Genomic DNA, 10,299 nt, shown 5'->3' on the forward strand with positions numbered 1-10,299 from the left:
TAATTACGTTAAGGAAATTGTATAGAAAGGAAGAATTTTAAATTTTGCCGAATCAATAGCGGATACCATCTGATTTAATCGGGAAGCGGCTGGAAAACGGCTGAAAAGAAGTTTATCTGTCTTAGGAGAAGAGAACTGTGAAAAGTGGCTTTGATTGCCAAAGGAGGCTAAAGTGATGAGCGGGACAGGCTCTAACAGACCGGACTGGACTGAATATTTCTTGGAAACGGCCCGGGTAATCGGGAGAAGATCGACCTGCCTGAGAAGACGTTATGGCGCGGTGATTGTCAAGGACAATATTATTGTCAGTACGGGTTATAACGGTTCACCCCGGGGTGAGGCGAACTGTATTGATACAGGGATATGTAAACGGGAGGCATTGAAGGTTCCCAAAGGACAAAGATATGAGTTGTGTGTCGGCGTTCATGCCGAGCAAAATGCAATTATTAACGGGGAGCCGTTAAAAATGAAAGGAGCGACAATTTATGTAGCCGGCTTTAATGCCGACGGTTCTCTTGCTTCCGGCAAGCCTTGTTTGCTATGCCGGCGGATGATTAAGAATGCGATGATCGACAAAGTCGTATATTGGGAGGCCGATGGCAGCGTAGTAACGCGCAAGCCCGGTGAACTCCCCGATATAAATGCCATAGAAGACTGTTGAAGAAAATTTGTAATTAAGGTTAAGCTGATTTGCGTCTTGCCTAGAATTTTTTACACGTGGTATAATTAACTGTAAAATGTAGTTAATTATACCGGGATGCGATTTTGTGTCCTGATAAAAAAATCGGGAGATTGAAATGCAGGAATGGATTGAAATTCTATTGGGCTGGGGATTTTGGGGCCTTGTTTTAGCTGCTTTTACCGAATCGTTTTGCTCTCCCATATTGCCTGATTTGGTATTGATACCCCTGGCTTTGGCGGAGCCGGAAAATGCCGTTTATTTCGGACTGGCCGCTACCGCCGCTTCCGTTGGCGGCGGTTTTATCGGCTATGGAATGGGACGTAAAATAGGACAAACCGCCGTCAGGCGGATGCTGCCGGCAAAGTATGCGGCCCGTTTGGATACGGGACTGGGACAGAATGCGAAATGGGTGATTTTTTTAGCAGCCTTAGCTCCGATTCCGTATAAGTTTGTTAGCATTATGGCCGGTGCCATAAAAATCGATTTGAAAGTGTTTGCTGGTATTTCCCTGATCGGCAGGGCCAAGCGCTTTTTACTGGAAAGTCTGTTCCTTTATTATTTTGGTGCCAGGGCGGCACATATCTTTACCGATCATACCGATGAGGTCGTGACAGTTACTTTTTTGGCCATTTTATTGACCGGCTGCTTATGGTACTGGCTGCGGCGAAACCGGCAAAGCCGGACGGAAAGAGCGTAAAACGCACCCTCTTTGTGAGGGTGTGTTTTTTTTGTTTGCCCTGAGCCCCGCCTATGAGTCGAAACTCCGTAAAAAAACGTCCCTAACGAATTAGAAACCAGCGGGATTTTGTTGTTTCGTGGAGAAATATATAAATACGTTTAATTCTGGCTTTCGAAGGAGCGTGCGGTTTTATGCGGGACAAATCCATTAATATCTTGCTGGTGGAAGATGATGAAGTGGATATTATGAACGTACAGCGGGCGTTTCGGAAAAACCGGATTACGAACGCCCTGTTTGTGGCGAACAACGGTCTGGAAGCGTTGGCGATGCTGCGGGGGCAGGGGACGGAGCCCATTGTTCCTACGCCGTGCATCGTTTTATTGGACTTGAATATGCCCAGAATGAATGGGATTGAATTTCTTCGCGAACTGAGGGCCGACCCGGAATTATGCTCTCTGATTGTCGTGGTGCTGACGACTTCCAATGAAGAACGGGATGTAGTCGATGCATTTCATTTCAATGTGGCCGGTTACATTCTGAAACCGGTTTCCTTCGAAAAATTTGTGGAAGCAATGGCGACACTGGATAAGTACTGGACCTTAAGCGAAATACTCTGAGGGTGAGCCTCTGCTTAAAAAAAATGCGGATACTAGGCGCGGCGAGCATTTAGAATAAATCAAAGGATAAATGAGGAAGGTATATGTTAGAAGCAATTTATTTGCCGAAATTGAATCAATTACGGCCTACCTTGGATTCCACTTTGTTAAAAGCGGTAGAGGAAGCGGGGGAACTGGCCCGGGCGGTGCTTAAATTTCTGCCGCACGAAACGCTTGACTGGCCAGAAAGTGAAAATAACCGGTTCGCCCGGGATCTTTTGAACGATGTGTCGGAAGAATTACTGGATGTTGCTCAAACCTGTGTGACGATGATTTTTGTCATGGAAGAGGATTATGGGATTCAGGCCGACGCGTTGATTGACGTACATCTTACCAAGCTAACTGCTAAGGGCTATGAGTTTGACTGCCGGGGGAGCTATAGCGTTGCGACGACAGGATCCTTCAAGTCCCTAAATCTTCCCCGTCTGGAACTGCCCGGTGTCAGCCTGCTGACGACAGTATGTAAGATTCAGGAGGAATTGGGGGAGTTGACCCAGTTTCTGGGGAAACGGGCCGGCGCGTCGGGAGAAATGCGTGAGTTGACCCAGGATGAGGTGTTAATGGGCTGTGCCTTGGAATTACTGGATGTAGCGCAGTGCTGTTTCACGATGATGTATATTTTGGCAGAAAATTACGGCGTTGATATCCGGCGCCTAACCGACAAGCACGTGGCAAAATTACGCTGCAAAGGATATTGTGTTTAATTGGCATTTATAAGAAAATAGATTGGTTTTTTCACGTATATAGTTACTGGCAATGAAAATACTAGAGATAGGTAAAATTTTAACCGGCTGTCGTTGATTGACAAGGTTTACGTAAGTGATGTAGAATGGGACTGTTGGAAAAGTAGAAGATAAAGGATGAGATTGCGGTATAATTTTTCTTACTATTCTGCGCGAATTAGGAATGAGGTGCATGATTAATGCAGACGTATTTGGTGGCCTTTACCATTGCTTTGGCAGTAGCTTATTTTATTACTCCCAAAGTTAAATATTTAGCAATTAAAGCGGGTGCCATGGATGCGCCGGATGCCCGCAAGGTGCATACCAAGCCGATTCCCCGGATGGGTGGTCTGGCTATTTATGCCGGTTTTGTGCTGGCTGTTCTTGCCAGCATGCATGTTAGCCGGGAGATTTTGGGACTCTTGCTGGGGGGCACAACGATCCTCATTGTTGGTATTATTGACGATATGAGACAACTGCCGCCAAAAGTTAAATTGCTGGGACAGATTTTAGCGGCTTGTGTACTTATTTTGTTCAATGTACGTATTGATTGGCTGACAAATCCGTTTGGCGACATGCTTTATCTGGACTATTTCGCGATTCCTTTGACAATTTTGTGGGTTGTCGGTCTTACCAATACGGTGAATCTAATTGATGGTCTGGACGGATTAGCGGCCGGTGTTTCTACGATTGCTTCAATTACGATTCTAATGGTGGCGTTGCAGCAGGACTTCTGGTCCGTTGCGATTCTAACGGCAGCACTGGCCGGCAGTGCCCTTGGTTTTTTGCAGCATAATTTTAATCCGGCCAAGATCTTTATGGGTGACACGGGCAGTATGTTCCTGGGATATATGCTGGCGGCCATCTCGGTAATCGGAACGGTAAAGAGTGCGGCTACCATTGCTCTGGTTGTGCCAATTGTGGCGCTGGGCCTGCCGATTATGGACACCGCCTTTGCGATCATTCGCCGTTATATGAATGGCAGACCGATTTTCAAACCGGATAAAGGTCATCTGCACCACCGGCTGTTGGAAATGGGCTTGAGTCAAAAGCAGGCCGTTTTGCTCATGTATGTGATCAGCGGCTGTTTGGGACTGAGCGCCATTGTTTTGACGGAAGTGAATCTGGGATATGCATCGCTGATTATTATGGGGTTGATCGTGGTGGCTTTCCTGGGAGCAAGAAAAATCGGCGTCCTCAAAACGACAAAATCTGTGGGAAGCCATTGAACCGGATAATTAAAATGGGCGGGCATTATGCCTGCCCATTTTCTTGACCTAAACTATTTACTGAGAGGTGTTTTTGGTGTCAAAACTGAAAGTCATGACTGTATTTGGTACCCGGCCGGAGGCCATCAAAATGGCACCCGTCGTACTGGAACTGAATAAATACCCGGATTTAATCACGCCGGTGGTAGCGGTTACGGCCCAACACCGGGAAATGCTGGATCAGGTTCTGCATTTATTTTCTATTACGCCGCACCATGACCTGGACATTATGAGCCAGGGGCAAACCTTGTTTGATATAACCACCCGGGCCATGCAGGGACTGAATCAGGTACTGGCTGCCGAAAAACCGGATATTGTACTGGTCCATGGCGATACAACCACAACCTTTGCCGGCGCGCTAGCCGCATATTATCATCAAACGGCGGTCGGCCATGTGGAGGCGGGACTTAGAACGGGAAATAAATATTCTCCCTTTCCGGAGGAAATGAACCGCAAATTAACGGGGGCGCTGACGGATATTCATTTTGCGCCGACCTTGACTTCTCAACAAAATTTGCTGCAGGAAGGGACGCCGGAAGCGAATATTGTCGTTACAGGCAACACGGTGATTGATGCTTTGATGGCCACGGTGGACAAGCAGTATGTGTTTCAGGATGAACTGCTTAGCCGGATCAACTTTAGCAGTCAAAAAATTATTTTAGTGACAACTCACCGCCGGGAGAATCTCGGTGAGCCTATGCGGCACGTATATCAGGCCCTGCGGGAGATTGTCCGCGAATTTTCCGATGTGGAAGTCGTATTTCCGGTACATAAAAATCCCCGGGTACGGGATGTGGTTAAGACGGAGTTAGGTTGTACGGAACGGGTTCATTTGATTGATCCGCTGGATTATCAACCCTTTGCCAATCTAATGGCCCGGTCTTATTTAGTTTTGACCGACTCGGGCGGCGTGCAGGAAGAGGCGCCGGCGCTGGGAAAACCGGTGCTCGTTTTGCGGGATACCACCGAACGTCCGGAAGCGGTAGCGGCCGGTACGGTAAGACTGGTAGGGACGGACCGGGAGAAAGTGCACCAGCAAACCCGGCAGTTGCTAACGGATTCGGAGGCCTATCAGGCTATGTCCGGTGCCTGCAATCCCTATGGTGACGGTCTGGCGTCCCGGCGGATTGTGCAGACGATTTTATTCCGCTATGGCTATTCGGGAGTAAAGCCCGAACCCTTTGCCTAAGAAAAGCAAATCATGGCGGCGATTTTTCTGAAGAAATGTAATTTCTTGTCGTTCGATAGATGAATAGCAGGATTTTTTTACTATATCGCGAATAAGCTATATTATGTTTTTGGTAAAATCACCATACCATTACAGTCGTATTCCCAGGCTGATAACTTCTAATTTCCAAGGGTATACTACTTTTAGTAAGACCTGTCCGGTGGTTTGCCGGAATTAGTCTAACTAAGTCGGGATGCGGGGGTGGAATCGATGCGGGAAGAGGATAAAGGACAGATGTTTTCCGCATTGGCAACAGCCGGAAGTATCGGTTTCATTATGGCCGCTAATGTGCTTGTCGGGCTGGCGGCCGGACATTGGACCGACAAATGGCTGAATACCAGTCCCTGGTTTAGTGTCCTGGGAATTGTGCTGGGCATGGTTGCCGGCTTGTGGACAACTTATAAACGGATTGTAGGTAAATCGTAAAGGAAATTAGTATGGGACAAGCCGTTTTCGAGGATGGCAGTTGGAAAGGTGGAAGGATGCAGGAATATACTATTCAGGTGAGACGCACATTACGGGATTTGGGTCTTTGGGGTCTGATTACGGCAGGCGGAGCTTATGTGAGCGGATTGATTCCGCTGGGTAACGGTTTCTTGATTGGTACGGCCACCAGCATGGTCTATTTCCTGTTAATGTGTTACCGCGTCCAAAAAAGTGCCGCCTATCCTCCGGCAAAGGCCGTAGCTTATATGCGTTCAGGCTGGATGATCCGGCTGACCTTCGTTATTTTAGCTATGATCCTGACTATTACACTGCCGAATATTAATTTTATTGGTGTAATAGCAGGTTTATTTTCACTTCATGTTATTCTGTTCACCCACGCGGTCCTATCGGCTGTAAAGCAGTACGGTCCGCAACACAACAAAAAATAATGAGAAAGGAGTGATTTTATGGAACACGGTGGAGGAGCAGATATTGGAGTACATAAACTGGCGCATTTGGCCGGTCTTACTTTCAATATGGATACGCTTTATATGACCTGGCTGGCGATGGCAATTGTTATTCTGATTGCGGTTTTAGCAACCAGAAAACTGGAACTGGTGCCCCGGGGCTGGCAGAATCTTTTAGAGATGGCGGTAACCGCTCTGCTGGACCAGATTGAAGGCGCTATGGGGCCTAATGGTAAAAAATTATCGCCCCTGATTATTACTCTGTTTTTATTTTTACTGATTGCCAATTGGCTGGGCCTGGTCCCGGGACTTTCGTCACCCACCAATGACATCAATACTACTATGGGCCTGGCCTTGATGGTAGTGGTTCTGGTGCATATTCTAGGTGTGAAAAACAGAGGGATAGTCAATTATGTGAAGCATTTTTTCCAGCCTTTTATCCCGTTTGTGATTATTAACCTCATCGAAGAACTGGCTAAGCCGGTAACGCTGGCTTTCCGTCTATTCGGCAACATATTGGCCGGTGAGGTTATGATCATTATACTGGGTATGCTGGTGCCGAAATGGATACCGGTGCCGAACATTGTCTGGCTTGGTTTCAGCGTATTTGTAGGTTTGGTGCAGGCATTTATCTTTACCATGCTGTCCATGTCCTACCTGGCGAATTCCGTTAACAATGAACATCACTAATTTAATTGAGTATATTGGAATTTTATGGCAATTTCATGGAGGAAGGAGGAACTAAATATGGAACACGCTATTATGGTTGCCGGTTCATTAATCGGAGCTGGTCTTGCTATTGGCCTGGCTGCTGTCGGCGCAGGGATCGGTGACGGTTCCGTTACGGCCAAGGCGGTTGAAGGGATGGCAAGACAACCGGAAGCAAAAGGAACGATCCTGGTGAACATGCTTATTTCAGTAGGTTTGATCGAATCGATTCCTATTATTGCCACGGTTATCGCCATTGTATTGGTGTATGCCAATCCGTTTGTAAAGTAAACCGTTTTATAGGGTGTCTGGCAGGAAGTCCTGCCAGCGCCTCTATTATCATGCGGAGCTTGTACAGGATTGCGGCTTTTATCGAGGTCCCGGGAGACCTGATACAGGCAGGTCTTCAATTAACACCGGAAAGAGGAGGTACCCTCGTTGCTTAATTTTAATGCGACGCTACTAGCGCAAATCATAAATTTTCTCATTCTGGTGGCCATTTTGGTAAAAGTAGCCTATAAACCGCTGATGAAAACCCTGGCGGAAAGGCAGGAAAAAATAGCCGGCAGTCTGGAAGCGGCGGAAAAGGAACGGGCGGAAGCGGAAAACTTGAGGCTGGAATACCAGCAGCAAATGGCTCAGGCCCGGACGCAAGCCCAGGAGATTGTCGACAAGGCAACCAAATTGGCCGAGCAAAACAAGGAGGAAATTCTGGCGGAAGCGCGGGCGGAACACGCCCGGATGCTGAAAGCGGCTCAGGAGGAAATCCAGCGGGAAAAAGAGCAGGCTTTGTCCGAATTAAAAAATGAAGTAGTTGCCCTGTCCTTGACGGCTGCTGGCAAAATTGTCGGTCAGAACCTGGATGCGGCAGTGAACAGCAAGCTGATCAGGGACTTTATTGATCAGTTGGACTCAGGCAAGTTAAACTCTTATACAAACTAAAATGCGCGAGAGGCCGCGGCAGCGGTCTCGGGAAATTAGGTGGTTAAGCATGCAAACGAGCCAGTTGGCAGCCAAATACGCCCAGGCCATCTATGAACTGGCAGTGGAAAATAATAAGCTGGAATCCGTAGGAAAGGAATTGGCCGCAGTGGGCAGCACCATTGAGGGACAGGAAGAATTGGCAACGCTTTTGTATCACCCGCGGGTCCCGGCGGAGGCTAAAAAAGAAGTGCTCCGGCAAATATTCCAGAGCGAACTGACTGATTTTGTCTATAAATTTTTGCTGCTGCTGGTGGATAAACGGCGGGAAACCGCATTGCCGGATATACTGAAGGAATATAATCAACTCGCCAATCAGGCCCGCAACATTGCCGAGGCGGAGGTCACCACCGCCCTGCCGCTGACGCCGGAGGAAGAAGAGGCGCTGGCGAAAAAACTGAGCACGGTGACAGGCAAACAAGTGATATTAAAAACCAACATAAACAAGAGCATCATCGGCGGAGTGATCGTGCGAATGGGGGACAAACTGATAGACGGCAGCGTGGCCCGGCAAATGCAGATGCTGAAAACGGCGCTGATGAATATGGAAGTGACAAAGATTGGGGTGACGAACGAGATATGAAAATGAGGCCAGAAGAAATAACCTCGATAATCAAACAGCAAATCGAGCGTTACCAGGTAGACCTCAATGTGGACGACGTAGGCACCGTAATCGAAGTCGGTGACGGCATCGCGCGGATCCACGGACTGGAAAAGGCAATGGCGGGAGAACTGCTGGAATTTCCGGGCGGAGTCTACGGCATGGTGCTGAATCTGGAGGAAGATAACGTCGGCGGTGTACTGCTGGGCGGCGAGACGCTGATCAAAGAAGGCGACACGGTACGGAGAACGGGAAGAATCATGGAAGTGCCGGTAGGCGAGGCCATGGTAGGCAGGGTAGTGAACGCCCTGGGGCAGCCGGTGGACGGCAAAGGGCCGATTCATACGACCGAATTCCGGCCGGTGGAATATAAAGCCCCTGGAATTGCGGACAGACAGTCTGTAAAAGAGCCGCTGCAAACGGGACTGAAAGCCATTGACTCGATGGTGCCGATTGGGCGCGGTCAGCGCGAATTGATCATAGGCGACCGTGGGACAGGCAAAACAGCTATCGCGGTAGATACCATAATCAACCAAAAAGGGCAGGGAGTTACCTGCATTTACGTGGCGATCGGGCAGAAAGCGTCGACGGTGGCGCGGGTAGTACATACGCTGGAAGAACACGGAGCGATGGAATATACCATCGTAGTGGTGGCGTCGGCCTCGGACAGTGCGCCGCTGCAATATCTGGCGCCCTATGCCGGAGTAGCCATGGGCGAATATTTTATGCATAAAGGCGGTCACGTCCTGTGCGTGTACGACGACCTGAGTAAACATGCCACGGCGTACCGGGCCATGTCCCTGCTGCTGCGGCGTCCGCCGGGCCGGGAAGCCTATCCGGGCGACGTTTTTTATCTCCACTCGCGTCTGTTGGAACGGGCAGCGAAACTGTCCGGTGAACTGGGAGGCGGGTCCATAACGGCGCTGCCGGTCATCGAAACGCTGGCAGGGGACGTATCGGCATATATCCCGACGAACGTGATTTCAATTACGGACGGGCAGATCTTCTTGGAAAGTGAACTGTTCCATGCGGGGGTGCGGCCGGCAATCAACGCAGGCTTATCCGTATCACGCGTAGGCGGTTCGGCGCAAATCAAGGCGATGAAACAAGTAGCGGGAAGGCTGCGGCTGGACCTGGCGCAATACCGGGAACTGGCAGCGTTCGCCCAATTCGGCTCGGACCTGGATAAAGTAACCAAGGCACTGCTCGACCGGGGCCAGCGGACCATGGAAATGCTGAAGCAGCCGCAATATTCGCCGCTGCCGGTAGAAGAACAGGTAGTGGCTATTTACGCAGCAGTAAACGGCTACATTGACGATGTGCCGGTGGAAGAAGTGACCAAATTTGAAGGGGACCTCTTAAAATTCATGCGGGCCAACTATGCGGAAGTAACCAAGGGGATCCGGGAAAAGAAAATGATTGACGCCGAATGCGAAACGGCTTTGAAGAAAGCGATAAAAGAATACAAGGATACGCTATTCCGGTGAGGCACAAGGCGCAGGGCGCGGAGAGGGGCATAAGGCTCCTCCCGCTCCGAGCTTTGAGCCGGGAGCCCTGAGCTAAGCGCCAGGAAATGGGGTGATAAAGAGATGCCAAGTGCAGGAGATATACGGCGAAGAATCAAGAGTGTAAAAAACATCCAGCAGATCACCAAGGCCATGAAGATGGTGGCGGCGGCCCGGCTGAGAAGGGCGCAGGAAAAGGCGAATGCCAGCCGGCCCTATACGGAAAAAATCAGACAAGTCCTGAAGCATGTGGCGGCCGGGGCAGGTGACGCGGTACATCCGTTATTGGTGGTACGGGACGTGAACAAAACGGGCTACCTGGTGTTGAGCTCCGATAAAGGACTGGCGGGAGCGTATGCCTCCAATCTGTTTAAAG

The 10,299-nt window shown here is 49.3% G+C and carries 14 protein-coding genes; all 14 read left to right on the forward strand.

Translation table 11 applies throughout. From position 1 onward, the window contains the following. Window positions 1–175: 175 nt before the first annotated feature. On the forward strand, window positions 176–661 hold the full coding sequence (locus tag LUCIF_RS20775) for a deoxycytidylate deaminase (RefSeq protein ID WP_122629755.1): 486 nt from the start codon (window positions 176–178) through the stop codon (window positions 659–661). Window positions 662–797: 136 nt separating this feature from the next. Beyond that, window positions 798–1,379 (forward strand): YqaA family protein, encoded by a 582-nt coding sequence (locus LUCIF_RS20780; RefSeq protein ID WP_122629756.1) that lies wholly within the window; start codon window positions 798–800, stop codon window positions 1,377–1,379. Window positions 1,380–1,552: 173 nt separating this feature from the next. Further along, the gene (locus LUCIF_RS20785) at window positions 1,553–1,978 is read left to right on the forward strand and encodes a response regulator (RefSeq protein WP_122629757.1); all 426 of its coding nucleotides are present in this window, start codon (window positions 1,553–1,555) and stop codon (window positions 1,976–1,978) included. Between the two features lie 83 nt (window positions 1,979–2,061). After that, window positions 2,062–2,721, forward strand: coding sequence for a nucleoside triphosphate pyrophosphohydrolase family protein (locus LUCIF_RS20790; RefSeq protein ID WP_122629758.1), 660 nt, complete (start codon window positions 2,062–2,064; stop codon window positions 2,719–2,721). 218 nt (window positions 2,722–2,939) lie between these two features. Further along, window positions 2,940–3,968: a glycosyltransferase family 4 protein gene (locus LUCIF_RS20795; RefSeq protein WP_122629759.1), complete on the forward strand. Its 1,029-nt coding sequence runs from the start codon at window positions 2,940–2,942 to the stop codon at window positions 3,966–3,968. A 94-nt stretch (window positions 3,969–4,062) separates the two neighbouring features. After that, entirely contained in the window at window positions 4,063–5,196 is a 1,134-nt protein-coding gene (gene wecB, locus LUCIF_RS20800) for a non-hydrolyzing UDP-N-acetylglucosamine 2-epimerase (RefSeq protein WP_207858220.1), read from the forward strand. A gap of 249 nt (window positions 5,197–5,445) precedes the next feature. Further along, on the forward strand, window positions 5,446–5,661 hold the full coding sequence (locus tag LUCIF_RS20805; protein WP_122629761.1) for an AtpZ/AtpI family protein: 216 nt from the start codon (window positions 5,446–5,448) through the stop codon (window positions 5,659–5,661). Window positions 5,662–5,672: 11 nt separating this feature from the next. Then, window positions 5,673–6,110: an ATP synthase subunit I gene (locus tag LUCIF_RS20810; RefSeq protein ID WP_122629762.1), complete on the forward strand. Its 438-nt coding sequence runs from the start codon at window positions 5,673–5,675 to the stop codon at window positions 6,108–6,110. An 18-nt stretch (window positions 6,111–6,128) separates the two neighbouring features. Then, window positions 6,129–6,818, forward strand: a complete 690-nt coding sequence (atpB, locus tag LUCIF_RS20815) for a F0F1 ATP synthase subunit A (protein ID WP_122629763.1) — start codon at window positions 6,129–6,131, stop codon at window positions 6,816–6,818. A 57-nt stretch (window positions 6,819–6,875) separates the two neighbouring features. Further along, window positions 6,876–7,127, forward strand: a complete 252-nt coding sequence (gene atpE, locus LUCIF_RS20820) for a F0F1 ATP synthase subunit C (protein ID WP_122629764.1) — start codon at window positions 6,876–6,878, stop codon at window positions 7,125–7,127. Between the two features lie 147 nt (window positions 7,128–7,274). Then, complete coding sequence (atpF, locus tag LUCIF_RS20825) at window positions 7,275–7,778, forward strand: F0F1 ATP synthase subunit B (RefSeq protein ID WP_122629765.1); 504 nt, start codon at window positions 7,275–7,277, stop codon at window positions 7,776–7,778. Window positions 7,779–7,827: 49 nt separating this feature from the next. Further along, window positions 7,828–8,400: a F0F1 ATP synthase subunit delta gene (locus tag LUCIF_RS20830; protein WP_122629766.1), complete on the forward strand. Its 573-nt coding sequence runs from the start codon at window positions 7,828–7,830 to the stop codon at window positions 8,398–8,400. Beyond that, window positions 8,397–9,905, forward strand: coding sequence for a F0F1 ATP synthase subunit alpha (atpA, locus tag LUCIF_RS20835; RefSeq protein ID WP_122629767.1), 1,509 nt, complete (start codon window positions 8,397–8,399; stop codon window positions 9,903–9,905). The genes LUCIF_RS20830 and atpA overlap by 4 nt, the downstream gene beginning before the upstream one ends. Window positions 9,906–10,007: 102 nt before the next feature. After that, on the forward strand, window positions 10,008–10,299 hold a 292-nt coding region (locus LUCIF_RS20840), incomplete at its 3' end, for a F0F1 ATP synthase subunit gamma (RefSeq protein ID WP_207858218.1).

Origin of the sequence: Allolucifera butyrica (assembly GCF_900476375.1) — a bacterium.
GTDB classification, from domain to species: Bacteria; Bacillota; Negativicutes; order Sporomusales; family UPPP01; genus Lucifera; species Lucifera butyrica.